The 26,615-nt window shown below is 34.7% G+C and carries 32 protein-coding genes; 30 read left to right on the top strand and 2 right to left on the bottom strand.

Annotated elements, in window-relative coordinates; all coding sequences use genetic code 11:
• The first annotated feature begins 6 nt into the window (after positions 1 to 6).
• From C683_RS04715 to rpsI, 28 genes are all read left to right on the top strand, one after another.
• Positions 7 to 1,557, top strand: a complete 1,551-nt coding sequence (locus C683_RS04715; RefSeq protein ID WP_009491318.1) for an ABC transporter ATP-binding protein — start codon at positions 7 to 9, stop codon at positions 1,555 to 1,557.
• A gap of 1 nt (position 1,558) precedes the next feature.
• A complete protein-coding gene (locus C683_RS04710) occupies positions 1,559 to 2,671 on the top strand; it encodes an ABC transporter permease (protein WP_009491316.1) in 1,113 nt (370 codons plus the stop codon).
• Positions 2,671 to 3,630, top strand: a complete 960-nt coding sequence (locus C683_RS04705) for an ABC transporter permease (RefSeq protein WP_009490996.1) — start codon at positions 2,671 to 2,673, stop codon at positions 3,628 to 3,630. Before C683_RS04710 ends, C683_RS04705 begins: the two co-directional genes overlap by 1 nt.
• Positions 3,631 to 3,727: 97 nt before the next feature.
• The gene (locus C683_RS04700) at positions 3,728 to 4,618 is read left to right on the top strand and encodes a UbiA prenyltransferase family protein (RefSeq protein ID WP_009490635.1); all 891 of its coding nucleotides are present in this window, start codon (positions 3,728 to 3,730) and stop codon (positions 4,616 to 4,618) included.
• A gap of 39 nt (positions 4,619 to 4,657) precedes the next feature.
• Complete coding sequence (locus C683_RS04695) at positions 4,658 to 7,453, top strand: sigma-54-dependent transcriptional regulator (protein ID WP_009490633.1); 2,796 nt, start codon at positions 4,658 to 4,660, stop codon at positions 7,451 to 7,453.
• A gap of 135 nt (positions 7,454 to 7,588) precedes the next feature.
• Positions 7,589 to 8,134: a PTS sugar transporter subunit IIB gene (locus tag C683_RS04690; RefSeq protein WP_040388713.1), complete on the top strand. Its 546-nt coding sequence runs from the start codon at positions 7,589 to 7,591 to the stop codon at positions 8,132 to 8,134.
• Between the two features lie 11 nt (positions 8,135 to 8,145).
• Entirely contained in the window at positions 8,146 to 9,141 is a 996-nt protein-coding gene (locus C683_RS04685; protein WP_009490629.1) for a mannose/fructose/sorbose PTS transporter subunit IIB, read from the top strand.
• 19 nt (positions 9,142 to 9,160) lie between these two features.
• On the top strand, positions 9,161 to 9,961 hold the full coding sequence (locus tag C683_RS04680) for a PTS mannose/fructose/sorbose transporter subunit IIC (RefSeq protein WP_009490627.1): 801 nt from the start codon (positions 9,161 to 9,163) through the stop codon (positions 9,959 to 9,961).
• An 18-nt stretch (positions 9,962 to 9,979) separates the two neighbouring features.
• Positions 9,980 to 10,897 carry a PTS system mannose/fructose/sorbose family transporter subunit IID gene (locus tag C683_RS04675; RefSeq protein ID WP_009490625.1) on the top strand — a complete coding sequence of 306 codons (918 nt, stop codon included), beginning with the start codon at positions 9,980 to 9,982 and terminating at the stop codon, positions 10,895 to 10,897.
• Between the two features lie 160 nt (positions 10,898 to 11,057).
• On the top strand, positions 11,058 to 11,465 hold the full coding sequence (locus C683_RS04670; RefSeq protein WP_040388721.1) for a DUF956 family protein: 408 nt from the start codon (positions 11,058 to 11,060) through the stop codon (positions 11,463 to 11,465).
• Complete coding sequence (locus C683_RS06400; protein ID WP_009490615.1) at positions 11,458 to 11,727, top strand: chorismate mutase; 270 nt, start codon at positions 11,458 to 11,460, stop codon at positions 11,725 to 11,727. Before C683_RS04670 ends, C683_RS06400 begins: the two co-directional genes overlap by 8 nt.
• A complete protein-coding gene (locus C683_RS04660; protein ID WP_009490614.1) occupies positions 11,720 to 12,487 on the top strand; it encodes a hypothetical protein in 768 nt (255 codons plus the stop codon). The genes C683_RS06400 and C683_RS04660 overlap by 8 nt, the downstream gene beginning before the upstream one ends.
• Positions 12,488 to 12,508: 21 nt before the next feature.
• Entirely contained in the window at positions 12,509 to 12,856 is a 348-nt protein-coding gene (locus C683_RS04655) for a DsrE family protein (protein ID WP_009490612.1), read from the top strand.
• The gene (locus C683_RS04650) at positions 12,853 to 13,623 is read left to right on the top strand and encodes a sulfite exporter TauE/SafE family protein (RefSeq protein ID WP_009490610.1); all 771 of its coding nucleotides are present in this window, start codon (positions 12,853 to 12,855) and stop codon (positions 13,621 to 13,623) included. Before C683_RS04655 ends, C683_RS04650 begins: the two co-directional genes overlap by 4 nt.
• 49 nt (positions 13,624 to 13,672) lie before the next feature.
• The gene (locus tag C683_RS04645; RefSeq protein ID WP_009490608.1) at positions 13,673 to 14,506 is read left to right on the top strand and encodes an energy-coupling factor transporter ATPase; all 834 of its coding nucleotides are present in this window, start codon (positions 13,673 to 13,675) and stop codon (positions 14,504 to 14,506) included.
• Entirely contained in the window at positions 14,482 to 15,342 is an 861-nt protein-coding gene (locus C683_RS04640; protein WP_009490606.1) for an energy-coupling factor transporter ATPase, read from the top strand. Before C683_RS04645 ends, C683_RS04640 begins: the two co-directional genes overlap by 25 nt.
• Complete coding sequence (locus tag C683_RS04635; RefSeq protein ID WP_009490604.1) at positions 15,335 to 16,132, top strand: energy-coupling factor transporter transmembrane component T family protein; 798 nt, start codon at positions 15,335 to 15,337, stop codon at positions 16,130 to 16,132. Before C683_RS04640 ends, C683_RS04635 begins: the two co-directional genes overlap by 8 nt.
• Before the next feature lies 1 nt (position 16,133).
• A complete protein-coding gene (gene truA, locus C683_RS04630) occupies positions 16,134 to 16,877 on the top strand; it encodes a tRNA pseudouridine(38-40) synthase TruA (RefSeq protein ID WP_009490602.1) in 744 nt (247 codons plus the stop codon).
• 106 nt (positions 16,878 to 16,983) lie between these two features.
• Positions 16,984 to 17,892: a ribokinase gene (gene rbsK / locus C683_RS04625; RefSeq protein ID WP_009490600.1), complete on the top strand. Its 909-nt coding sequence runs from the start codon at positions 16,984 to 16,986 to the stop codon at positions 17,890 to 17,892.
• Positions 17,893 to 17,905: 13 nt separating this feature from the next.
• Complete coding sequence (gene rbsD, locus C683_RS04620) at positions 17,906 to 18,301, top strand: D-ribose pyranase (protein WP_009490598.1); 396 nt, start codon at positions 17,906 to 17,908, stop codon at positions 18,299 to 18,301.
• A gap of 17 nt (positions 18,302 to 18,318) precedes the next feature.
• Entirely contained in the window at positions 18,319 to 19,206 is an 888-nt protein-coding gene (gene rbsU / locus C683_RS04615; protein WP_009490596.1) for a ribose/proton symporter RbsU, read from the top strand.
• Positions 19,207 to 19,347: 141 nt separating this feature from the next.
• Positions 19,348 to 19,629: a hypothetical protein gene (locus C683_RS04610; protein ID WP_040388712.1), complete on the top strand. Its 282-nt coding sequence runs from the start codon at positions 19,348 to 19,350 to the stop codon at positions 19,627 to 19,629.
• A 63-nt stretch (positions 19,630 to 19,692) separates the two neighbouring features.
• Positions 19,693 to 19,962 (top strand): hypothetical protein, encoded by a 270-nt coding sequence (locus C683_RS04605; RefSeq protein WP_040388711.1) that lies wholly within the window; start codon positions 19,693 to 19,695, stop codon positions 19,960 to 19,962.
• Between the two features lie 969 nt (positions 19,963 to 20,931).
• A complete protein-coding gene (locus C683_RS04595; RefSeq protein ID WP_009490590.1) occupies positions 20,932 to 21,129 on the top strand; it encodes a hypothetical protein in 198 nt (65 codons plus the stop codon).
• A gap of 121 nt (positions 21,130 to 21,250) precedes the next feature.
• Positions 21,251 to 21,451: a hypothetical protein gene (locus C683_RS04590; protein ID WP_040388709.1), complete on the top strand. Its 201-nt coding sequence runs from the start codon at positions 21,251 to 21,253 to the stop codon at positions 21,449 to 21,451.
• Between the two features lie 238 nt (positions 21,452 to 21,689).
• The gene (locus tag C683_RS04585; protein ID WP_009490589.1) at positions 21,690 to 22,694 is read left to right on the top strand and encodes an NAD-dependent epimerase/dehydratase family protein; all 1,005 of its coding nucleotides are present in this window, start codon (positions 21,690 to 21,692) and stop codon (positions 22,692 to 22,694) included.
• A gap of 185 nt (positions 22,695 to 22,879) precedes the next feature.
• Positions 22,880 to 23,326, top strand: coding sequence for a 50S ribosomal protein L13 (rplM, locus tag C683_RS04580; protein WP_341871654.1), 447 nt, complete (start codon positions 22,880 to 22,882; stop codon positions 23,324 to 23,326).
• A gap of 12 nt (positions 23,327 to 23,338) precedes the next feature.
• Positions 23,339 to 23,731 carry a 30S ribosomal protein S9 gene (gene rpsI / locus C683_RS04575; protein ID WP_009490587.1) on the top strand — a complete coding sequence of 131 codons (393 nt, stop codon included), beginning with the start codon at positions 23,339 to 23,341 and terminating at the stop codon, positions 23,729 to 23,731.
• Between the two features lie 46 nt (positions 23,732 to 23,777).
• Here rpsI and C683_RS04570 read toward each other — a convergent pair whose 3' ends face one another.
• Positions 23,778 to 24,275 (bottom strand): MerR family transcriptional regulator, encoded by a 498-nt coding sequence (locus C683_RS04570; RefSeq protein WP_009490586.1) that lies wholly within the window; start codon positions 24,273 to 24,275, stop codon positions 23,778 to 23,780.
• A gap of 79 nt (positions 24,276 to 24,354) precedes the next feature.
• Here C683_RS04570 and C683_RS04565 point away from each other — a divergent pair, with 79 nt between their 5' ends.
• The gene (locus C683_RS04565) at positions 24,355 to 25,047 is read left to right on the top strand and encodes a type 1 glutamine amidotransferase domain-containing protein (RefSeq protein WP_009490584.1); all 693 of its coding nucleotides are present in this window, start codon (positions 24,355 to 24,357) and stop codon (positions 25,045 to 25,047) included.
• 15 nt (positions 25,048 to 25,062) lie between these two features.
• Entirely contained in the window at positions 25,063 to 25,719 is a 657-nt protein-coding gene (locus C683_RS04560; RefSeq protein ID WP_009490582.1) for an SDR family oxidoreductase, read from the top strand.
• Positions 25,720 to 25,807: 88 nt separating this feature from the next.
• Here the strand turns inward: C683_RS04560 and C683_RS04555 are convergent, their stop codons facing one another.
• Positions 25,808 to 26,506: a TIGR00266 family protein gene (locus C683_RS04555; protein WP_009490580.1), complete on the bottom strand. Its 699-nt coding sequence runs from the start codon at positions 26,504 to 26,506 to the stop codon at positions 25,808 to 25,810.
• Positions 26,507 to 26,615 lie beyond the last annotated feature (109 nt).

The following is a 26,615-nucleotide window of genomic DNA, read 5'->3' as shown; positions in this document are numbered from 1 at the left end:
AATAAAGTGAGTCAAGAACAATATGTCATTGAAATGCGTCATATTACAAAAAAATTTGGCACATTTACTGCCAATGATGATATTAACTTGAAGATTAAAAAAGGAGAGATCCATGCTTTATTAGGAGAAAATGGGGCAGGGAAATCGACTTTAATGAATATGTTATCTGGTTTATATCAACCGACAAGTGGAGAAATCTTGATTGATGGAAAACCAGTGAAGTTTAATGGACCAACAGATGCGCATAAAGCAGGAATTGGAATGGTTCACCAACATTTTATGTTAGTTGATGCTTTTACAGTTACAGAAAATATTGTTCTTGGGGATGAACCAAGTAAATTAGGATTTTTAGAACGCAAACAAGCAGCGAAAAAAATCAAAGAATTATCTGAACAGTATGGTTTATCCGTAGATCCAAATGCCCGTATTTCTGATATTTCTGTTGGGATGCAACAAAGGGTTGAAATTTTAAAAACACTTTATCGTGGAGCGAATGTTTTAATTTTTGATGAACCAACTGCGGTGTTAACTCCACAAGAAATTGATGAGTTAATTACAATTATGGAAAACTTAGTTAAAGAAGGAAAATCCATTATTTTAATTACGCATAAATTAGACGAGATTAAACGTGTAGCAGATTGTTGCACCGTTATCCGCCGTGGGAAATATATCGGTACGGTAGATGTAGCAGATGTTACTAGCCAAGAATTAGCGGATATGATGGTTGGTCGTGCGGTATCTTTCAAAACAGATAAAGTACCAGCAAACCCTGGCGAACCAGTATTGGAAATCGTGGATTTACACGTTAAAGATAGTCGTGGAATTGGAGCAGTAAATGGCTTAAACTTAGAAGTTCGTGCCGGAGAAGTCGTTGGTATTGCCGGAATCGACGGAAACGGACAAACAGAATTAGTAAAAGCACTTACTGGTTTAGCAAAAGTGGATTCAGGAAATGTCATCTTAAATGGTGAAAATATCAATAATAAAGCCCCACGTAAAATTACAGAAATGGGTGTTGGACACGTTCCTGAAGACCGTCATAAAGATGGTTTAGTTTTAGAAATGACGCTAGCAGAAAATATTGCGTTACAAGAATACTATAAAGCGCCAAATAGTAAAGCGGGAATTTTAAATTATAAATATATTAATCAACATGCGCGCGAATTGATTGAAGAATATGATGTTCGTACAGCTAATGAATTGGTTCCATCTGGAGCTCTTTCTGGAGGTAACCAACAAAAAGCAATTATTGCCCGTGAAATTTCTCGTAATCCAGAGTTATTGATTGTATCACAACCAACTCGTGGATTGGACGTTGGTGCGATTGAATATATTCACAAACGTATTATTCAACAGCGTACAGAAGGAAAAGCGGTATTAGTAGTCAGCTTTGAGTTAGACGAAATCTTGAACTTATCTGATCGTATCGCCGTAATCCATGATGGTCAAATTGTCGGAATTGTAGATCCAAAAGAAACAACAGAAAAAGAACTAGGCTTATTAATGGCTGGATATACATTAGAAGAAGCGAAAAAAGAATTGGAGGGGGCACAATAACATGAATACAAAACAAGAAAAAATAATTAATTGGTCCATTCCATTGATCTCAATTATTATGGGATTTGTGTTAGGTGCAATCATTATGCTGATTTTTGGATATAATCCAATGGATGCTTATTCTGCAATGTTTGAATGTGCCTTTTCTTCTTCACGTAATATTGGAGAAATCTTTGTTATGGCTGCGCCGCTGATTTTTACAGCGTTAGGATTTTCTATCGCTAATTCAGCAGGTTGCTTTAACATTGGATTACCTGGCCAAGCATTATGTGGTTGGGTCGCAAGTATTTATACTGCTTTTTCTTTACCAGAATCTACACCAAAAGTGATAATGATTACAGCTTGTGTAATCTCAGGAGCTTTAGCAGGTGCGATTGCTGGTTTAATTCCTGGATTGTTACGTGCTTACTTTGGTACAAGTGAAGTTATCGTAACGATTATGATGAACTACATTATTTTATATACAAGTACTCACTTAGTAAATAACGCGATGCCTGCTGATTGGATTAGTAATAAAGGGGTAACAAATCAAATCCCTGCTAATGCAATGTTACAAACAGATTGGCTAACTTCTATGACCGAAGGCTCACGTTTAAATATTGGTATCTTTTTAGCGATTATTGCTATTGTTTTATTCTGGTTTATTATGAAGAAAACAACATTAGGATTTGAAATTCGTTCTGTTGGGTTAAACCCTAATGCAGCAGAATACGCTGGGATGAATAGTAAACGTACTTTAACTTTTGCAATGGTGATCTCTGGTGCCTTAGCAGGTATTGGTGGTGTCATTTATGGATTAGGTACTTTTGGTTACTTCTTCCAACAAAACGCTTCATTAAGTATTGGTTTTGATGGAATGGCGGTTTCATTATTAGGTAGCGGTTCTGCAATTGGTATTTTATTATCTGCATTACTATTCAGTATTTTAAAAATTGGTGGACAAGGAATGCCTCTTTACACACCAGTACCAACAGAGTTAGTAGATATCGTAATTTCATCTATTATCTTCTTCATTGGTATCAGCTATTTAATCCGCTTTATTATTAATAAAGTGACACAACGTCGTGCTCAAAAAGCAATTGAAAAACAAAACCAAGAAGGAGGAGAAATCTAATGGATATGTCAACAATTTCAAATATTATTACACAAACTTTGATTTATTCAACTCCGCTGATTTTAACAGCGTTAGGAGGAGTTTTCTCTGAGCGTAGTGGGATTGTTAACGTTGGTCTAGAAGGAATCATGGTTATGGGTGCCTTCAGTTCTGTTGTTTTCAACTTGGCTTTTGGTCCAACTTTTGGGGATTGGACACCATGGTTGGGATGCTTAGTTGGTGCGGTTGTTGGAGTGCTGTTCTCCTTACTACATGCGGTAGCAACGGTTAACTTACGTGCTGACCATATTATTAGTGGTACAGTAATTAACTTAATGGCGCCTGCTTTAGCTGTTTTCTTAGTAAAAGCAATGTACAACAAAGGACAAACAGATTCTATTCAATATGCCTTTGGTTATTCAGATATTCCAGTATTAAGCAAAATTCCAATCGTGGGAGATTTGTTCTTCAAAGATACTTCTGCTCCAGCTTATGTAGCGATTTTAATTGCAATTTTAGCTTGGGTTGTCATTTATAAAACTCGCTTTGGTTTACGTCTACGTTCTGTAGGGGAAAATCCACAAGCAGCAGATACACTAGGAATTCGTGTTTATGCTATGAAATATGCTGGCGTGTTACTATCTGGATTATTAGGTGGTATGGGTGGTGCAGTCTTTGCTCAAGCCATCGCTGGACGTTTCTCAGCAACAACGATTTGTGGACAAGGGTTCATCGCAATGGCCGCAATGATCTTTGGTCGTTGGAACCCGATCGGAGCTATGTTTGCGGCATTATTCTTTGGTTTTGCTCAAAACTTAAGTATTGCCGGTGGCGCAATTCCGTTTATTGCTAAAATGCCAGATGTTTACATGCAAATTGCTCCATACGTATTAACAATTATTGTATTAGTTTTATTCTCTGCCTTTGGTAAATCTTCAGGACCAAAAGCAATTGGTAAAACTTATATCAAATCAAAATAAGAAAAAAGGAGTGGTTTCACTCCTTTTTTTCTATTTCTAAAAAGTTCACTCCAAAAAATGCTATAATGGAAAAGAAAAGAAAAAATAGGAGGGACCTATGGATATTCGACGCTTTATTCAATTAGCGCATGTACGAAAAATTCCATTTTTATTATTTCCCTTGCTTTTTGGATTAATTTATTCTTTATATCAATACGATAATGCCTATTGGGGTAAAAGTATTATTTTAATGATCGCAATGGTATGTTTCTTTTTAGCGATTCATTTATTAAAAGAATGGGGTTATTTTCAACGAGCAGAGGATGAACAAAAACAAAAAGAAACCTTAGTATACCAATTATCGATTGATATGGATGAATTAAGAAAATGGCTATTTATTTTATTTGGAGCAAGTTTCCTTCTTTTTGCGATTGTTGCCTTTATGGTAGGATGGCAATTTGCAATTTTCTTAGTAGTCGGAATTTTTTGTTCAATTTTTTATGTCTACGGGAAAAATCCATGGATGAATACTTGGCTATCAGAACCAATCTTTAGTTTTGGGTTGGGTCTATTATTGCCTTTTATCATGTTGCTAGCGAATACTTGGCAAAAAACCATTTCAATTGGAGAATTATGGATGCAATCCACTTGGATGATGTTACCTTTAGTCTTTACTTTTGCGATTGTCATTACAGCAGAAAATACAGTACGTATGCAACAAGAAGAGGATATTCATCCTTTGGTATCGTATTTACATTACAGTGTAATTGATGGTTTATTGGAGCTCTTTTTATTTTTAGCTTTCGTTTTGCCACTATTTTCTATCTATTTAGATCTAGCTCCTTGGCTAGTGGTATTAATGTGGCTAGTATTTCCTAAAGCATGGATGGATTTGAAAAAATTCATTCAAAAACACCATGCATCGAAAGCTTTCCCTTACATTCAAGAAATTTTTGAAATGATTATGATGCTTCAAATTATTGTATATGCACTAGGATTATTCTTTTAAAAGACGGCGTTGGTCGTCTTTTTTAATGAAGGAGAAAAGATGAAAAAAAGAAAAGAATTAATATATGAAGAAATGAAGTCAAGACCAGGTGAATGGACGACGACAGATTTAGCAGAGCGCTTAGGATTACAACGAACCAATGTCAGCAAAGAACTAAATGAATTAGTTAGAGAAGGAAGAGTTAACAAAATAAAATCTCGTCCAGTTCGTTATGCTCTTTCTTTACGTGCTGAAGAGAAAGTAGAATCTCCCATTAAAGAAACGAATCCTAAAAAGACATCTGAATCAAGTTCTCATTATATTTTTCAACGAATTATTGGTTCAAATGGCAGTATGAAGACACAAATTGAACAAGCAAAGGCGGCAATTTTATATCCACCAAGAGGATTGAATTGCCTATTAACAGGACAAACTGGAACAGGGAAAACTTTGTTTGCTCATACGATGTTTCAATTTGCTAAAAAGCATCACCTTATTGCTGAAGACAAAGAATTAACTGTCTTTAACTGTGCGGATTATGCAAATAATAGTGAGTTATTAATGTCTCATCTTTTTGGTTATACAAAAGGAGCCTTCACAGGAGCAGAAGAAACTACTGATGGGTTAATTCAACAAGCGGATGGAGGAATGCTCTTTTTAGATGAAATCCATCGTTTACCGCCAGAAGGACAGGAAATGATTTTCTATTTTATGGATCATGGTTGCTATTCTCGTTTAGGAGAAGTGGAGAAAAATAATTATGCAAATGTTCGTATCGTTTGTGCAACTACAGATGACCCTACATCTAGCTTACTTTCTACTTTTACACGAAGAATTCCAATTATGATTCAACTGCCAAGTTTTCATGATCGACCAGCTAATGAGCAAGTCGGATTATTAAAAACGATGCTACAATTAGAGGCTTCTCGTGTAGATCGTACGTTCCAAGTGGAAGAATCTGTAGCCAAGGCATTAATTGGTAGCGTAGAATATGGAAATGTAGGGCAATTAAAATCCAATGTTCAGTTTTTATGTGCTCGTGGCTTTTTAAATCATATGGAAGAAGAAGTGATTCCACTTACTGCTGAAATTTTAACGCCAGAAATGAAAAGTGGATTGAATCATTTAATGGCTAAGCGAAAGCAATATTTAGATATTTCTTGCGAATTGGATAGTATTTTAGTCATTCATCCGCATGAAGAAAGAATTCCTCTATTAGAAAAAGAAGAAGATGAGTTACCTTATAATCTGTATGAAATTATTGATAATAAAGCTTCTATGTTAAAAAGTGAAGGAATGGATCAAGAAGCGATTAATAATTTTATTACAACAGATATTAATCTCTATTTAAAACGAGCATATCAAAAAACAGCCAATACAAGAAGGGATTATAAACTGAGTGACATCGTAGCTAATCGCTTTATTGACTTGGCACAACGTCTACAACAATATATTGTGAATGAGGAATATTATCCTTTAAATGATGATTTCTTATATGCGATGAGTTTGCATTTGAGTGCTTTTGTGAAACGGACGCAAGAAGGAGCAGAAGAAAAAGGAATTTCTAACCATTTAGTTGCAATGGTAGAAAATTATCCCAAAGAACTTTATATTGCTCAAAAAATAAAGGATTATTTGGAAACGAATGAAGGGTTCCAAATTCCTAAATCAGAATTATATTATTTAGCAACTTTGCTTATCTCTTTAAAAACAGCCAAAACTGAGGGGAAAATTAGTATTATTGTTGCTGCTCATGGAAATAGTACGGCTTCTTCTATGGTTCAAGTAGTTACAGAGCTATTAAATGTCGATCATTTATACAGTTTTGATATGAATTTAGAAATGGAGCCTAGCCAAGCTCTACAAGGATTAACAGAATTAGTACAAAAAGTAAATCGTGGAAAAGGGGTTCTTTTACTGGTAGATATGGGTTCTTTAGCAACCTTTACCAATAAATTACAAGAGCGTACAGGTGTAGAAGTTGCCACTGTAGAAATGGTAACTACCGCGATGGTATTGGAAGCAGCTCGCAAAACGATGATGGATATTGATTTACAAAGTGTTTATGAAGAATTGTGTTCTTTCAAAGGCTACTCCCGTGTACTTTCTTTAAAAAAAGAAACTACACATCCATTGCCTTCAGTTAAGCCAAAAATGATTGTTTCGATTTGTGCCACAGGAGAAGGAGCAGCCGTTAAAATTCAAAATAAAATTAATGATATTTTAGTCGATCAATTGATTGATGACATTGTTGTCCAACCAATTTCGGTAGTGAATATGGATGAGACGATTGAACAATTACAAGAAGACTATCATATCGTTGCAGCAGTAGGGATTAAAGCACCGAAAGGAAATATTCCTTTCTTAACCTTACCTGATTTATTACAAGGAAAAGGAGAGCGTTTCTTACAATTATTAGATCAAATTACGCAGGAAACCACTGTGATTGATGAAAAATTATTAAGTGAAGTAGAATCTTCAGAAGAATTGACAAAAGAGTATATTGAACAATGTCTTCGAGAACAATATTTTTACATCAATCCAGAAAAGATTTTACCAATATTATGGGAATATCTTTCTTTTTTAGACCGTCGCTTACCTTTTTCAGTGCATAATACGTTTAAAATTAATTTGATTATGCATTTAGCAGGAATGATTGAGCGCATTATCCAACAAAAACCATTAAGTGTATCACAAAAGGAATTGTCTGAAATGAAAGAACACGATCTGTATCGTATTTTGTGTCAAGGCAATGATTTTATCGAAAAAAATCTGATGATTACAATTCCAGAAGAAGAACTGTATTATTTGATACAGTTATTTGATACAGAACGAGAAAAAATTGATACAAAATAATGATACAGAAAAATAGTGTATAAATAATCTTTAAAACCCTTTAGAAATAAAGGGTTTTATTTTTATACACAAAGTTGGCACGCTTCTTGCTTATATATAGTGGATGAAATCAAAGTAAGGAGAAGATTTCCCAAAATGGAGATACAGTTGTTGAGAATTGATAGTCGATTACTACATGGTCAAATCACAACGAGTTGGGTGAAAAGTTTGCATGTAGAACGAATCTTAGTCGTATCTACTAAAGCAGCCAATGATTCAATGTGGAAGTTGTTGATGGAACAAGTAGCACCGGCTACTGTGCGTGTGAACATTATTTCTTTGGAAAAAATGTTACGGATTATGCACGATGAACGTTTTTCAACAATGAAGGCTCTCGTTTTAGTCGAAACCCCAAAAGATGCGGTGCAATTAATTCAAGCTGGCCTATCAGTGAAAGAAATTAATGTCGGATCTTTAAGCTTCCATACTGGAGCTCATTTGGTAACAGATGCTATCGCAGTAGATATGGAAGATATGTTAGCGTTTCATTGGTTACATGAACAGGGTTATCCTTTAATCGCTCAAAAAGTAGCGAGCGATGTGAAAAAGGAATTGTGGCCAATTTTAGAGGAAAAAACTTCTTTCTTGAAAAAATCCAGGAAAGATGAATCTCTGAACTCAGGGAATAAAGTGAATTTATAGGAGGGAGACATATGGTAGGAATTATCCTAGCTAGTCACGGTGCCTTTGCGGAAGGAATCTTCCAATCAGGACAAATGATCTTTGGTGAACAGCCAAATGTCAAACCAGTAACTTTAATGCCTAGTGAAGGTCCAGATGATATTCGTGCCAAAATGGAAGAGGCAATTGCTTCTTTTGAAAACCAAGACGAAGTATTATTCTTAGTAGACCTTTGGGGCGGAACACCATTTAACCAAGCAAGCAACTTAATGAATGCTCAAGAAGATAGCAAATGGGCAATCGTTGCTGGTATGAACTTACCAATGGTAATTGAAGCTTATGCTTCTCGTTTCTCAATGGAAAGTGCACGCGATATCGCTGCTCACATCATTGGTGAAGCGAAAAACGGTGTTAAAGTAATGCCAGAAGAATTACAACCAAAAGAAGAAGCAGCAGCTCCTGCAGCTCCTGCAGCAAACCAACCAACTGGAGCAATTCCAGAAGGAACTGTAATTGGCGATGGTAAAATCGAATACGTATTAGCTCGTATCGATACTCGTTTATTACACGGACAAGTAGCGACTGGTTGGACAAAAGCTACAAAACCAAACCGTATTATCGTTGTTTCAGATAACGTAGCAAATGATGAATTACGTAAAAACTTAATTACACAAGCGGCTCCTCCAGGAGTACATGCAAACGTTGTACCAATCAAGAAAATGATTGAAGTTGCTAAAGATCCGCGCTTTGGTGACACAAAAGCATTATTATTATTCGAAACACCAGAAGATGCATTACGTGCAATCGAAGGTGGCGTTGATATTAAAACATTAAACGTTGGTTCAATGGCTCACTCAGAAGGTAAAGTAGCCGTAAACAAAGTATTATCTTTCAATAAAGAAGACGTAGAAACTTTCGAAAAATTAAAAGATTTAGGTATCGAGTTTGATGTTCGTAAAGTACCTACAGATTCAAAAGAAAATATGGATAACATCTTAAACAAAGCAAAACAAGAATTAGGTCTATAAGACATAAGGAGGAAATACTATGAACGCATTTCAAATCGTTTTAGTTTTACTTATTGCCTTCTTAGCGGGGGTAGACGGAATCTTAGATGAATTCCAATTCCAACAACCGTTAGTGGCTTGTACATTAATCGGATTAGTCACAGGCAATTTAACAGCAGGTATTATTTTAGGTGGTACATTACAAATGATCGCCCTAGGTTGGGCTAATATCGGTGCCGCAGTTGCGCCCGATGCAGCTTTGGCTTCAGTAGCGTCAGCAATTATTTTAGTATTAGGTGGCCAAGGTGAAAAAGGAGTTTCAGCAGCGATTGCTGTAGCGATTCCATTAGCTGTTGCAGGTTTATTCTTAACAATGATCGTTCGTACTTTAGCAGTACCTATCGTTCACTTCATGGATGCTGCAGCAAAAGAAGGTAACTTCCGTAAAGTAGAAATGTGGCAAATTATTGCTATCGTATTACAAGGTTTACGTGTAGCAATCCCAGCAGGTTTATTATTAGCAATTCCAGCCGACACAGTTAAAGACTTCTTAACTGCAATGCCTGAATGGTTAACACAAGGTATGCAAATCGGTGGAGGAATGGTAGTAGCTGTAGGTTACGCAATGGTTATCAACATGATGGCAACTCGTGAAGTATGGCCATTCTTCATTATCGGTTTCGTTATCGCAGCGATTTCTCAATTAACATTAATCGCTATCGGTGCGTTAGCTGTTGCAATTACATTAATTTACTTACAATTATCTGAAAAAGGTTCAAACAACGGTGGAGGAAACAGCAATACTGGTGATCCACTAGGAGATATCTTGAACGATTATTAATAAGAGGAGGAGAACAAAATGTCAGAAAAAATTCAATTAACTAAAAAAGACCGTTTAGCGGTAGCATGGCGTTCAACCTTCCTTCAAGGTTCATGGAACTACGAACGTATGCAAAATGGTGGATTTGCTTATGCAATGATCCCAGCTTTGAAAAAATTATATAAAACAAAAGAAGATCGCGTTGACGCTTTAAAACGTCACTTAGAATTCTTTAATACACACCCATACATCGCTTCACCAATTTTAGGGGTAACATTAGCGTTAGAAGAAGAACGTGCAAATGGTGCTGAAATTGATGACGCAGCAGTACAAGGGGTTAAAATCGGTATGATGGGACCTTTAGCTGGTATCGGAGATCCAGTATTCTGGTTCACAATTCGTCCAATGTTAGGAGCTTTAGGTGCTTCATTAGCAATGGGTGGTAGCATTTTAGGTCCAATCTTATTCTTCGTTGCATGGAACGTAATCCGTTGGGCATTCATGTGGTATACACAAGAATTTGGTTACCGTGCAGGTTCAAAAATCACAGAAGACATGTCTGGTGGTTTATTACAAAAAGTTACTCGTGGTGCATCAATCATGGGTATGTTCGTCCTAGGTTCTTTAGTTGCTCGTTGGGTAAACATTAACTTTGTACCAGTTGTTTCAGAAGTTAAATTACAAGATGGTGCTTACATCCAATGGGATAAATTACCAAGTGGTATCGAAGGTGTCAAAGAAGCTTTAGTTCAATACAACAATGGTCACGGTTTGGCATTAGATCCAGTGAAAGTTACTACATTACAAGATAACTTAAACGAATTAATCCCTGGATTAGCTGCTTTAGGATTAACATTATTATGTATGTGGTTATTGAAGAAAAAAGTTTCTCCAATCATCATCATCATTGCGTTATTCGTAGTGGGTATCTTAGGTCACGTAGTTGGCTTATTATAAGATTAAAAAATAGTAAAAAATCAAGCTTGGGTTGTTACCCAAGCTTTTTTTTGTCGCCAAACTCCTATAAAATCATGCTATAATAAGAATGTTATCAGTACTTAAATAAAAAAGGAAAGGAGCCATCATCAAAAAGAATTTCTTTTTGATCCAAATTACAATGAAAAAAGATTTAAATACAATTCAGTCATTAAACCAAAAAGTAGATTTAGTAATGGATGGCACTTCTTTTTTAGGAATGGGGAATTACGGTAAATTAATGATCGGAGATAAAGCTTTTGAGTTTTATAACGATCGCAATAAACGTGACTATATCCAAATTCCTTGGGAAGAAGTAGACTATGTCATTGCTTCAGTCATGTTTAAAGGACATTGGATTCCTCGTATTGCGATTCAGACAAAACGAAATGGAATTTATACCTTTGCAGCTAAACATCCAAAACAGTTATTACGTGCGATTCGTCCTTATGTTCCAGCAGATCATATGGTACGTTCATTAACTTTCTTCCAAGTCTTAAAACGTAATTTCTCTCATCTGTTCAAGAAAAAGGGGAATAAAAATGGATAAATTGGAAGAATATCGTCAAGAAATTGATCAATTAGACGAACAAATTCAACGACTATTAGTTCAACGCCGAGAGCTAACAGAACAAGTCGGGATTTATAAAAGAGAACATCAAATCCCAGTTGAACAAGAAGGAAGAGAAAAAGAAATTTATCATAACATTGCGACAAATTATCCAATTCCTGTAGCGGAAGATTTATTTGAAATTTATCGCAAAATCATTGCTGTATCAAAACGTCAACAAGAGGATGAGCATTGTGAATAAGTGGTCTTTAGAAAAACCCGTGGTTGCAATGCCAATCATTATTCTTTTAAATACGTTAGCGATGATTTGGGTAGGAGGAGTGGAACATTTTCAAGAGAAAACTCCTTTGCTATCGGGTCTCTTTTTCCTTATTCTTTATATTATTGTTAGTGAAGCATGGCAATTAATTGGACGAAATATGTATTACCATCAACGTCAGTTTACTTGGCCAATTTATGGGACAAAGTTACTCATTTCGTTAGTATTAATTGTCATTATTGCTTGTCAAAGTCGTTTTATTCTTGGGATTTTATTGTTGATGTATGAACTGTATCAAGCATTACTGTATCGTAATGATTGGCAGTACATGAATCATTTTTATTACTGTTTTATGAATGGATTCTTCAAAGGATTTATCATTAATATTATTTTGGCAGTGGGTGTACCGTTTACTTTAAGTTTTTCTGGTTTATTCCCATACTTCTTGCCATTTTTACTATTTATGATGCAAGGGGTGTTATACCAAATTATGTATACAGACTATAATCGAAGAAGTAATTACTTTATTACGTTCACTGTGTTAGCAGCGTTATGTGTTGTAGTCTTGATTTTAACTGCTTTGAAACATCCATTCTTGTGGATCTCTTTAATTTTGTTTGTGGTTTATTTTGGAGCATTACTGTATATTTTCAAAAATACGCATAAGAAACGTTTAGAACAAGAAACTTACATTGCGCTTTTCTTAGCGTTATCCATCATTACTTGTTGCTCCATTGTTTAAAAAAGAAAGGATCGGTTAAAAATGAAAATTGTTTTTCATATCGATGATCAACGTCGTTGGAGTCAATTGTTTGGGAACTTACATCATATGATTGAGGCCAAAAAGGAGCTTGTGCCTGATTTATCCGTTGCTTTAGTAGCAACAGGAAATGCAGTGCAACCTATCGTCGCCCAATCTGCAACAGAAGAATTCAAAAAAGAAGTGGCTCAATTAGCTAAAGAAGGAATTGCTTTTAATGCTTGCCACCAATCGTTATTAAAATTTTCAATTCAGCCAGAAGAAATTTTAAATGAATTCCAAGTGGTTCCTTATGGTGTCATTGCTTTGGCTGAGTATCAAGATAAAGGATATCGTTATATCAAACCATGATGAATTTGATTTACTTTTTTATCGTTGTTTTTGCGAATATTATTGGTTCTTTTTCAGGAATGGGTGGCGGAATTATTATCAAGCCACTCGTTTCGATTGCGAGCCATTTACCGCTAGAAACGGTTTTATTTTATTCTAATCTTTCTATTATTGTGATGTGTTTTACTTCTTTTATTTACAGTCAATGGAAGAAAACTACGAAATATGGGAAAGATGCATTGTATATCTGCCTTGGAAGCTTAACGGGTGGATTAGCAGGTAGCATTTTGTTAAACTTAGGCTTGAGCAGTCTAGAAAGTATAATGAAAGAGCTACAAATTGCCTTAACGATTATTACCATCGTGGCTGGCATTTGGTATCAATGCAAAGGAAAACCAGTCCAACACTTATGGACGAAACCATGGAAAATCTTTTGTATTGGTGCAATTATGGGAGCCTTCTCTATTCTTTTAGGAATTGGAGGCGGACCATTAAATGTTTTACTATTAATGATGTTACTAGGATTCCCATTGAAAAAGGCGACCAGTTATTCGCTAATTTCTGTTCTGGGATCGGTTTCAATTCGAGTGATTATGAGTTTTGATCATATTCATCAAATTCAATATCAAACTAGCACAATGCTTGTCTTCATGGGTTCTGCCTTTGTTGGAGCCATCATTGGAATTTTGATTAAAAAACATTTGAATATGAAAAACTTCAAAAAATTATATATTTCAACACTCGGTGGAGTGATATTATTAAATATCATCAACCTATTTATAGGATAAGAAGACGCTCCCATGGGGAACGTCTTTTTTTATCGAGAAAGGATCAAAAATGAAATCAATAATCGAATTAAATGAAATTGAATATGCTTACGATGAGGGAGAAACGATCTTATCTCAATTAAATTTCCAAATTCAAAAAGGAGAATGGGTAGCCTTAGTTGGAAATAATGGTAGTGGAAAATCTACGGTTTCTCGTTTGATTGATGGTTTACTAATTCCTAAAAAAGGAACGGTCAAAGTACTAGGAATGGAAATGAATGAAGATACTGTCTGGAAAATTCGTCAACATATTGGAATTGTCTTTCAAAATCCAGATAATCAATTTGTGGGAGCCAATGTAGAAGATGACGTTGCTTTTGGCTTAGAAAATCGAGGATTACCTAGAGAAGAGATGAAAGTGCGTGTAAAAGCAGCGTTAGAAGAAGTAGGAATGTGGGAATATCGAAAAAAAGAACCAAGTCTTCTTTCTGGAGGACAAAAGCAACGAGTGGCTTTAGCTGGGGTCATTGCGGTAGCTCCTGATATTTTGATTTTAGATGAAGCGACTAGTATGCTTGATCCCAAAGGTCGGCAACAAATGTTGACTTTACTAGAAGACTTGCGAAAAAATCAAGATTTGACAATTTTATCCATTACCCATGATGTCAATGAAATGATGCTAGCCGATCGCATTTTAGTTCTTGATGGTGGAAAAATTGCTCAAGAAGGTACAGCAGAAGAATTGTTATTGAATGAAGCGCTGGTGGAGAAATATCATTTAGCTCGAGCTTTTCCACTACAATTAAAAATGATGTTTCAAGAAGAAGGAATTCCAGTACAAAAAAATAGCTTGAAATTAAAAGATTGGGGAGATGCATTATGGACGTACATGGAAAACAAATAGGATATGTTTATCAAAAAAATACGCCGTTTGCTCAACGTGCTCTTCACAATGTTTCTTTTGATATTCAAGATGGAGATTTTGTTGCCATTGTTGGTCATACAGGAAGTGGAAAATCTACGTTAGTCAAAATGTTAAATGGACTATTACAACCTGATGAAGGTACGTTAGAACTAGGTACAGACTATCAATTACCGGTAGATCCAAAACAAGTTTCTCTTCGTACTTTACGACAAAAAGTCGGACTTGTCTTCCAATTTCCAGAAGCTCAATTATTTGAAGAAACGGTTCTAAAAGATGTAATGTTTGGACCAAAAAACTTTGGCTTATCAGAAGAAGAAGCTAAAAAACAAGCTCAACAAGCATTAGAAAAAGTAGGCATTCATGAAGAATTATATGATCGCTCTCCTTTTGAACTTTCCGGTGGACAAATGCGTCGAGTGGCGATTGCTGGCATTTTATCTTTGAACCCAGAAGTACTTGTTTTAGATGAACCTGCCGCAGGACTAGATCCTTGGGGACATCAAGAGATGATGGAGTTATTCCAAACTTTAAATGAGTCAGGAATGACGATTCTTTTAGTGACTCATGATATGGAAGACGTTTCTCAATATGCCAAAAAAGTTATTGTTATGGATCAAGGAGAAAAAATTGCGGAAATGACACCACAACAGTTATTCCAAGATCAAGAATTTTTACAAAACTATCATTTGGATGAGCCGGTGGTGACACAATTTGCTCGTCAATTAAAAGAATGGGGAATGCCAATGCCTCAATTACCGATTACTTTAGAAGAATTTCGGACGATTTTAACAAAGGGGGGAGAGCCTCATGAATAAAATGCTACTGGGTCGCTATGTACCAGGAAATTCTTTTATGCATCGTTTAGATCCAAGGGTGAAATTATTAGCTTCGATTTATTTCATTATTTTGATTTTTCTTTGCAATAATGTTTGGACCTATGGAGTGATGTTTCTTGTCGTAGCATTAGGAATCACGTTATCTAAAATTAAGTGGAGTACTTTTTTTAAAGGATTAAAGCCAGTGATTGGACTGATTTTATTCACGGTCCTTTTACAATTGCTTTTTTCTGGTGGTAGTGAAATCTATTTCCAATGGGGCATGATTACCATCTCGAAAGAAGGAATTCAAAATGCGATTTTTATCTTTTTGCGTTTTGTCTTAATTATTTTTATCTCTACTTTGTTAACGTTATCCACTCCTTCTATTGCCATTGCGGATGCTTGTGAATCGTTATTACGGCCATTAGAAAAATTACATGTGCCAGTGCATGAATTTGCGTTAATGCTCTCTATTGCTTTGCGCTTTGTACCAACCTTGATGGATGAAACGGATAAAATTATGGATGCGCAACGTGCACGTGGGGTAGAGTTTGATCAAGGAAGTTTATTCCAACGAATTAAAGCGATGGTTCCTTTATTAATTCCGCTTTTTGTTTCTAGTTTTAATCGTGCAGAAGAACTAGCAGACGCGATGGAAGCACGTTGTTACCAAGGAGGAGACCAACGTACAAAGTATCGTGCGTTACATTGGCAAACAAAAGACACGTGGACTATTATTTTCTTTATTCTATTGTGTCCACTCATTTTATGGTTAGGTAGGTTATAAGATGCGATATTGTGCAATCATTGCTTATGATGGAACTGATTTTTTTGGTTTCCAACGCCAAAAAGAACAACGAACGGTGCAAGGAGAATTAGAAAAAACGTTGTATCGTTTAAATGGAAAAAAAGAGGTTACCGTTCATGGTTCAGGTCGAACAGATGCTGGCGTTCATGCAAGAGGTCAAGTGATTCACTTTGATTTACTTCATGCTCGTCCAGTGGAAAAACTGCGCTTTGCGTTAGACACGCAAACTCCAGATGATATCAGTGTGCCTTATCTTTATGAGGTCCCTGATGACTTTCATTGTCGTTATCAACCTCATGAAAAGGTATATCGCTACTATGTCGACTTAAATCGCAGTCGTGATCCTTTTTTACGTCGTTATGCGGCTCATTTTCCGTATGAATTAGATATAGAAAAAATGAAAGCTGGTGCTCAACAATTAATCGGGACTCATGATTTTACTAGTTTTTGTGCTACCGGAACGAGTGTGGAAGATAAAGTACGAACGATTTATGACATTCAAATTGAGAAAGATGTTATAAAAAATCAACTCATTTTTACTTATTATGGGAATGGTTTTTTGTACAAAATGGTTCGTTTAATAACAGGGACACTTCTACGTCTAGGGAATGGTCGTCTCGATGATTCGATAGAAGAAATTTTAGAAAGAAAAGATCAAACCCAAGTTTTATGGGCAGCTCCGCCAGAAGGTTTGTTCTTAGAAGAAGTAAAATATCAAAAATAAAATACATTAAGAAAGCGATATCATGAAAAGATATCGCTTTTTATCTTAACTAAAAATAAAAAAAGTGTTAAAATAGAACTATCTTTTAATAGGAGGAGCAAATCAAATGAATAAGGTAACCGTTGTTGGAAGCATTAACTTGGACCATATGGTTCGTACACCAAGAATGCCACAAGGAGGAGAAACAATTCATGTCCATGAAGTATTCTCTGCTGGTGGTGGGAAAGGAGCCAACCAAGCTGTTGCGATTCAACGTTTAGGTTCAGAAACGCACTTCATCGGTGCTGTAGGAAATGATGACGAAGGAAAAATGATGTTAGAACTTCTTGGAGAAGAAGGGATGGATCTTTCTGCTATTCGTATTTTAGAAGATACCGTTACAGGACAAGCGTTTGTTATTGTGGACGATGCTAGCGAAAACCGTATCTTAGTTTATGGAGGCGCAAATATGGCGTTAACTCCAGAACATATCGAAGAAAGTGCTTCATTAATTGAAAGCAGTCAATTTGTAGTGAGTCAATTTGAAGTTGACCTTGCTTGTATTGAAAAAGCATTTCGTATCGCACGTAACGCAGGGGTAAAAACAGTATTGAATCCAGCGCCAGCGAAAAAAGAAGTGCCAAGTCAGTTATTAGACTTAACAGATATTGTCATTCCAAATGAAACAGAAGCAGAATTACTAACTGGCATCAAAGTAGAAACAGAAGCAGATATGCGTGCTTGTGCGGAAGCATTCCATAATCATGGTGTAGAAACGGTCATTATTACTTTAGGTAGTCGTGGTGCATATTTCCATACCAAAGAAAAAGAAGGAATCGTTCCAGCCTTTAAAGTAGATGCTAAAGATACGACTGCTGCTGGAGATACTTTCATTGGTGCGTTTATGAGTTGCTTACAACCAGATGCAAGTAACTTAGAGGAAGCCATTCAATTTGGGAACCGTGCTTCTTCTATTGCCGTACAACGTTATGGTGCACAACCTTCTATTCCATTTAAAGAAGAATTAGAAGCTTAAGGAGGAAAGACAAATGAAAAAAACAAAAGTAATTAATTCTGATTTATCTCGTGTGATTTCACAAATGGGTCATTTTGATACGTTAGCGATTGGTGATGCAGGCATGCCTGTACCTATGACTACAGAAAAAATTGACTTAGCTGTTACAAATGGAGTTCCTAGTTTCTTACAAGTATTAGATAATGTTTTGGAAGAACTAGAAGTTCAACGTATTTTCTTAGCGGAAGAAATTAAAGAAAACAATCCTGAGATTTTAAAAGAATTAGAAAATCGTTTTTCAGACATCGATATTGTCTTTATTCCACATACTGAAATGAAAGAACGTTTACATGATTGTCACGCTTTTGTTCGTACAGGAGAAATGACTCCTTATGCGAATGTGATTTTAGAAAGTAACGTTGTCTTTTAATTAAGAGAGGAGAATTTATGAATACTTTTGCGATTTTAATCGGATTAGGACCACTGATTGGTTGGGGGATTTATCCTACTATTGCCTCTAAATTTGGTGGAAAACCGGTAAACCAAATTTTAGGTTCTACAATCGGAACATTAATCTTTGCTATTATTTATAATCAAATTATGCATTTAGGTTTCCCAACTGGGAAAGATTTATGGTTATCTATTTTATCTGGTGTCGGTTGGGCTTGCGCGCAAATTATTACTTTTTATTCTTTCACTTTAATTGGATCTTCTCGCGCGATGCCAATTACTACCGCTTTCCAATTATTAGGAGCTTCTTTATGGGGAGTTCTAGCTTTACATGATTGGCCTACTGTGATGGATAAAGTGATCGGTTTTGTGGCTCTAGCATTAATTATTTTAGGGGCATACTTAACTGTTTGGTCAGAGAAAAAATCAAAAGAAGAAGCTGGTTCTTTGAAAAAAGCAGTGCTTGTTCTTTTAATTGGTGAAATTGGTTACTGGGCTTATTCTGCTGCACCTCAAGCGACAAATATTAATGGGATGCAAGCATTTTTACCACAAGCTATCGGTATGGTTCTTGTTGGTGTAGTTTATGGTATTTGGGTAACGGTAAAAGAAAAAGGTGCTTCTCCATTTGCTGAAGGAGTTACTTATAAACAAATTATTTCTGGTTTCTTCTTTGCCTTTGCTGCATTAACTTACTTAATTTCAGCACAACCAAATATGAATGGGTTAGCTACAGGATTTATTCTTTCTCAAACTTCTGTTGTGTTAGCTACATTAACAGGTATTTGGTTCTTAGGTCAAAAGAAAACAAGAAAAGAAATGATTATGACGATTATCGGTTTAGCGATTATCATTGGTGCCGCTGCAATTACTGTCATCGTTTAATCAGATCGTTAGAAGGAATAACCTCCGAAAGTTCAGGGGTTATTTTTTATATTACTAAAGAATAAAGATAGTAGAATGGACAAAAAAAGAAGATAAAATAAAAATAAAAGGAAAAAATAAGCATTTGAAAGGGAGTAAAGTATGGTAGATGAGATTATTGCGGCGATATTATTTTTTGCTATTTGTATCTTTATATTACTTATACTTAGATATATTGGATTGATTGTATCTGATACTTTACAATATTTTATTGTTTATGTTTTTGGTGGAAAAGATAAATCTGCAGAAGAAAAAGAAAGAGCGCATAAAAAATTTGTTCAGACTCTTAAAAATGATATATGGTATGTATTTTTATTGCCACATAAACCAAAATTTTTGGATAAAAAAAGAAGCAATCAAGAACAAGAAGAAAAGAAAAAATAAAAATGTGAATAGTAAGTAAATAAAGTGGTTATAAGTAAAATGATAAGAGAGGGATAGTCATCGATGGTATTAATATCAGTAAGTGATTTTTTTTCAACAGGATTTTATTTCATATTAGCGATTATTCTTTTTTTAGTATTACTGCCATTTTTTATTTTAGGTGGAAATATCGTTTATACTTTTTTCTTTAGTATATTAGATTTCATTATTTATTTACCAAAAGGTTTAGATTGTTCGATAGAAAGTTTTAAAAAAGATTGGAAATCGATTTACCTTTTACAATGGATGGAAAAATATAAGAAACGAAAAGCTAATAAAAAAGACTCTAAGTAAAATAGTGAATATAATATAGTAATAATGTCAAAAAGGCATGGAAAGAAAGGTTTAACGTTATTAGCAGAGATTACGTCAGAAAGTAGTGTAGGAGATCGGTCATAGTAATATTTATTGTTTGTCTAATTATTTTAGTTATTATATTTTTTATTTTTTATGCTAAAGTTACTGATATTAGAGATTATTTGGTTATTATTGTTTATCATTTTATTAAAAATTGGGTACAGCATAATTATTCCTTTGCTAAAGAAAAAGCAAAAGCTGAAATTTTACTGTATAGAAAAAATAAGAAGTTATAATCTATGTCGTTAATGGTGTAAGAAAATGGAGTTGGATCGTATGAATATTTTTCATAATATGAATATTTTTTTAGTGATTATACTAGCCTTAATTGGATTATTTATTAGTTATTATAGTGTATCATTTTTGATTAGCTTAATTTTTTATTTATTAACACAAAAAGATAAAAGTAATTGGAAAGAAGATTTGAAGAAAATGATTTCTAATACTTTTTGGAGTCTTTTTGGTATGATTAGCAAATTTAAAAAGTAAAATAAAAAGACTTTGAGTTGAAGTATAATTGCAAATTATATTATTGAATGGCTTAACTCTAAGAGAAAATAGTTCTAAGAACAAGTTTAAATAAAATCTTTTGAGTGAACAAAAGTAAAAGGACGAGGTGATAGCCTCGTCCTTTTTGTTTTGACATAATTGTCTAGTATTCTTTTCAATATAGATTATATCATGATTTTCTATTTCCGTTGTTTTTTTATATTTAGAGTAATCGCATGAATTTAATGATTTCATACAAAAAGACAAAAAAATTCCTCGATAGGGTTGTCGTCCTATAATTCGAATTCGAGGCTAAATTTTTTATGTAATATAATAGTAATGTAGAAGAAGATTTTAAAGGAAAAAAGTTATATCATTTGTCATTGATGATGCAGGGGAAATGGAGTTTGGTAATATATGGCAATTTTAATTTTTATTGTTATATCTATTTTTGGTATTTGGTTGAGTTGTTATTTGGGATTACTCGTTATCCATATGATTGAATTTTTATTGATTAAGGATAAGACTTTTGATCGCTTTAAAAATATGGTCATTTGTACTTTTTGGCAAGTTTTATTTTGTTCCAGTAAGATGGATAAATATAAATGGCGATAAATAAAAAAGATTCTAAGTAAAATAGTGAATATAATATAGTAATAATGTGAAAAAGACATGGAAAGAAAGGTTTAACGTTATTAGTAGAGATTACGTTAGAAAGTAGTGTAGGAGATCAGTCATGGTAATATTTATTGTTTTATTGTGTGTTGTTTTAATTGCCTTATATTTTTGGGTAAATGTATATTTTGATGGTGCGTTTTCTTTAGTTTTTTATTTTATTCATGATTGGATAAAATGTGGCTCGATTAAAAAAGCAAAAATCATGTCTAAAAAAAGAGTTACTGATTATAGAAAAAATAGAAAAGATTTTTGGAAATAAGCAATAAAAAATGAAGTCGTAAACTCATTCTAAGTGTAAATTTTGATATTATTGATTGTGAATTTTCTGATGTATTGTAAGAAGTGCATATGGACTTTGAGCTAAAATAAGAGGAAGCAGAGAAATAGGTATAAGATCTATCTTTTCACAAAGTAAATCCTTTCTTTTTTCGTTGATATAAATCGTTATAGTTGTCCTTTTTCTTTGCTATAATAGGAAGAAAGGAGGAATGGTTGATATGAATAAAGTATTTGTTCTAGGCGGTACAGGATTTTTAGGTTATTACACTGTACAAGAATTATTGAAAAAAGGAATTGCTGTAAAGACATTATCTTTACCTCCAAAAGAAGATGCAGGAACAATTACCGAAGAAAATCCACTAGCTGGATTAGATAATGTAGAAATTCTTGTAAATGACATTAATGCAATGAGTGATGAAGACGTTGTAGAAATGTTAAAAGATTGCGATGGTTTCGTTTATGGAGCAGGGGCAGATGAACGTGTCCAAGCGAAAGCTCCAGCAAAACGTTTTTATTATGAAGCAAATGTTTTACCAACACAACGTATGGTTCGTTTAGCTGGAAAAGCAGGAGTAAAACATTTTGTAATCTTTGGTTCTTACTTCTCAGAAATGGCAGAGCGCTTCCCAGATCTTGGTATTCAAGATAGTCCATATATCAATACTCGTTTATTACAAGAACAGTTGGGATTCGCTGAAGGAGAAGGAATTATGGATGTTACTGTCATCCGTCTTCCTTACATTTTTGGAACAATGAAGAATCGTATGCCATTATGGCAAATGTTTGTTGATCGTATTCGTGATAATGCGGTTTACCCAGTATTTAAAGGAGGCACTGCTTGTGTTACCGCAAAACAAGTAGGACAAGCTGCTGTAGGTGCATTACTTCATGGTAAACATCGTCAAACTTTTGCGATTGGAGATACAAACTTAAGCTATGAAGAGTTTGCTACTATCATCAAAGAAGAATTGAATGTAGATACAGAAATTAAAGTATTAACATTTGACGAAGGTTTCCCAATGTACAAACAAATGGATGAAACTCTATTAAACGATGCAGGTCGTGAATACGGAATTCCAATGGAAACAATTTGTCGTGTACAACAAGAGTATTGCTACTTAAATTACAATGATACTTTCCCACAATTAGGAGTGGAAAAAGAAAATATTCGTGAAGTATTCCGTGAAACCATTCGCTATATTTTAGAATTAGAAAATAAATAATCATAGATATGGGATTTTCTTTTTGTAAAGTTGGAAATTTGATTGACTTTATAAGAAAAATCCCATATTATTGTATATGGTATTGTTTTGCCCCATGATAAGCCCCGGAAAGTTTATTATGTTGCCAAACACAACAAGAATTATTGAAAAATAAGTTAAGAATATTATTTAATTGGAGGAATAAAATCGTGCGTACAACATATATGGCCAAAAAAGGCGAAGTAGAACGTAAATGGTATGTAATCGATGCAACAGATATTCCATTAGGTCGTTTATCTGCGGTTACTGCTTCAATCTTACGTGGTAAAAATAAACCAACTTACACACCTCATGTAGATACAGGTGATTTTGTAGTAATTATCAATGCTGAAAAAGTTAAATTAACTGGTAAAAAAGCAACTGATAAAATTTATTACCGTCACAGCCAACATCCAGGTGGTTTAAAAGCTATCGCGGCTGGTGAATTACGTAGCAAAAACGCTCGTCGTTTAGTGGAAACTTCTGTTAAAGGTATGCTTCCTAAAAACACTTTAGGTCGTCAACAAGGTATGAAATTACACGTTTATGCTGGTTCAGAACATCCACATCAAGCTCAACAACCAGAAGTATTAGATATTACAAACCTAATTTAGGAGGATAAACAATTGGCTAAAGTACAATATTTCGGCACAGGCCGTCGTAAAACTTCTGTAGCTCGCGTACAATTAGTACCAGGTACAGGTAAAATTACAGTGAACAAAAAAGATGTAGAAGAATATATTCCACATGCAGAATTGATCCAAGTGATTAACCAACCATTTGCTGCAACAGACACAATGGGTGCTTACGATGTAATCGTAAACGTTCATGGTGGTGGTTATACTGGTCAATCAGGAGCTATCCGTTTAGGTATCGCTCGTGCATTATTAAATGTAGATCCTGATTTCCGTGCACCATTAAAACGTGCTGGTTTATTAACACGTGACTCACGTATGGTTGAACGTAAAAAACCAGGTCTTAAGAAAGCTCGTAAAGCTTCACAATTCTCAAAACGTTAATTTTTATTATCGTTCAAAAAAAGCACTTCTCTTTGGGAAGTGCTTTTTATTTTTCTTGTTTTTCAATTTCAAAAAGAAATTTCTCTTCTTCTGACATTTGATCAATCATTTCTAAAAATTTATCTTGGGCATCCTGATTATACTGGTAAGTATTAGGCAAAAGATGAATCTGTTCTGTTCCTGCCTCTACTGCGGTTTGATAGTACCAATCTTTATAGCGTAAAATTTCTCTAGCATGAATCAATTGTTGAATTTTCTCTTCTAAGATTTTTTCTTGTTTTTGGATAAACTGCCAACGCTCTTCTAGCGTCTGATCTCCTTCTAATCGCCATAAAATGAACTGCTTAATTTCTTTTAGAGTTACCCCAGCATTTTTTAAATGCAAAATGGTTAATATCATTTCAATATCATCCACTGTAAAACGACGATTTCCTTTTTCATCACGATGTACGAACGGTAAAAGGCCTTTTCTATCGTAATAATAAAGGGTTTCTACATTCAGATTTAATTTTTTAGCCACTTCTCCAATCGTAAATGTTTTCATAAAAACTCCTTTCTTGACCTATACCATAATACAGGGTCTAAGATGAATTTGTAAAATAAAAAGGAAAAGAGGAAAAAATATGAAAAAAATGTTAGTCGTTGTTACCAATATTGCCAAATATCAAGGGGTAGACATCGATCGTGCTACCGGTTTATGGTTAGGAGAAGCCGTTCATTTTGTTCATGCCGTAGAAGAAAAAGGCTATCAAGTAGATTTTGTTAGTCCAAAGGGTGGATATACACCGATTGATCCTCATTCTTTAACTGCAGATATGATGACCCCATTAGATTGGAAATACTATCAAAATCAATCTTTCATGAATCGTTTAGGAAATACATTATCTGTCGATGTAATTGATGCTAGCGATTATGATGTTATTTATTATACAGGAGGACATGGAGTGATTTGGGATTTCCCAGAAAATGAAGCCTTGCAACAAATCGCGATGGATATTTACCACCAAGGAGGAATTATTAGCTCAGTTTGTCATGGAGCCGCAGGAATTTTAAATCTAAAAGAAGGCGATGGTAGCTATTTTATTGCTGATAAAATGGTAACTGGATTTTCTAATTCAGAAGAAAAAGAAGTTCAATTAGATCGTTTAGTTCCTTATTTAACTGAAGATGAATTAGTAAAACGTGGAGCTCACTACGAACAAGCAGGAAACTGGTTACCTTTTGCTATCGCAGATGGTCGTTTAGTAACTGGTCAAAATCCTGCTTCAGGAGCTGTAGTAGCAGAAAAAGTGATGGCTATTTTGGAAAATAAATAAAGGGAGAGATTTATTATGGTAAAAAAAGTATTTATCGTTGGAGCTACAGGTAGAGTAGGTTCTCAAGCGGCTTTAGATTTAGCAGAACGTGGTGTAGAAGTTTATGCAGGAGGAAGAGCACTTGATCGCTTACCAAAACATGAAAATATTACACCCATTGCTCTTGATTTAGCACAAGCTTCTGTTAATGAATTGGCGGAAAAATTCCAAGGAATGGATTCCATTTTATTTACAGCAGGTTCTAGAGGAAAAGATTTATTACGCATCGATGCTTTTGGTGCTGTAAAAGCAATGCAAGCAGCGGAAAAAAGTGGAGTAAATCGCTTTGTATTACTAAGTTCAATGTATGTTTTACAGCCAGAAAAATGGCAAGAAGAACCTTTGAAATCAGCGGATTTAGAAGAGTTTAATATCGCTAAGTTTTTTGCAGATCATTATTTAATGGATAGTACGAATTTGAATTATACTATCTTACAACCAACAGGATTAACAGAAACTCCATACACTGGAAAAATTACAACTGAATATACCAACACGACTCAATATAAAAATTCAATCCCAGATGTCGCAATGACTCTAGCAGAAATTATTTTGCATCCAGAATGGACTTCTCGTCGTGTCATTATGATGACCGGAGGAGATACGCCAATTATTGAAGCGATTGCACAATAAGAAAAACCGAAAGCAATTTGCTTTCGGTTCTTTTTTTATGAAAGAATGTCCGATGCGATGTCGCCTACAGTATCTCCAATTTCATCGACTAATCGTCGGAACTTAAATGCTTTGGGAGTGTTTCTGCGAAATGTTCCATATTTCTTGTTTGAATATAGATTTTCCCTGTCCCTTTGAAATGGTTAACTAATCCTTCTGAAGTTTTAAATCCTAAAGCACCAGAGGCGATTTCCACTTCATAATCTAAACTACGATCCCAAGCTAAAACATGTTCATTATCAATCACTAAAGAATCATCGTTTAATTCTAATTCTAAAATATCACCAAATCCACTAATCAATAATTGACCTGTTCCTTCGGTTTCCATTACAAATAATCCACCTGTATTTCCTAAAATCGCTTTAGATAACTCTTGGCGTTTCATGTTGTAATGTACATCTCCATCTGAAGCTAAAAAAGTACCGGTATTTAAACGGTATTGATGAGTATCATCGCAGATTAATTGACGAATACAACCAATGGATGCAGGAGCGACAGAAATAGCTCCTCCTTGGCTATCTGCCTTGGCGTAGGTCATGAAGAAAGATTCACCCGATGTGAAATGACGTCCTAAAGAAGACATCACACCTTTTAATCCATGTTTCCCATTACTATTCATTTTTCCTTCTAATGTAATGTGTTGGTCCCACATTAACGCTGTACTTGGTTCAATCATGACTTTTTCGTTTGGCTCAAGTTCTAATGTTGCGACTTGGGCAAAACTTTTCGCTGTGAATGTACACTTCATGTTTTTAATCCTTTCTATTCATCTGTTCAACAGTTTACCTTTTTGAAAAAAAATATACAAGTAGAGAAGTACCTTTGTCGGACCGTTTTTAATATGTAATAATAAAGTA

It is taken from the genome of Catellicoccus marimammalium M35/04/3 (assembly GCF_000313915.1).
Taxonomy (GTDB): domain Bacteria; phylum Bacillota; class Bacilli; order Lactobacillales; family Catellicoccaceae; genus Catellicoccus; species Catellicoccus marimammalium.
This window is presented reverse-complemented; position numbering and strand designations above follow the sequence as displayed.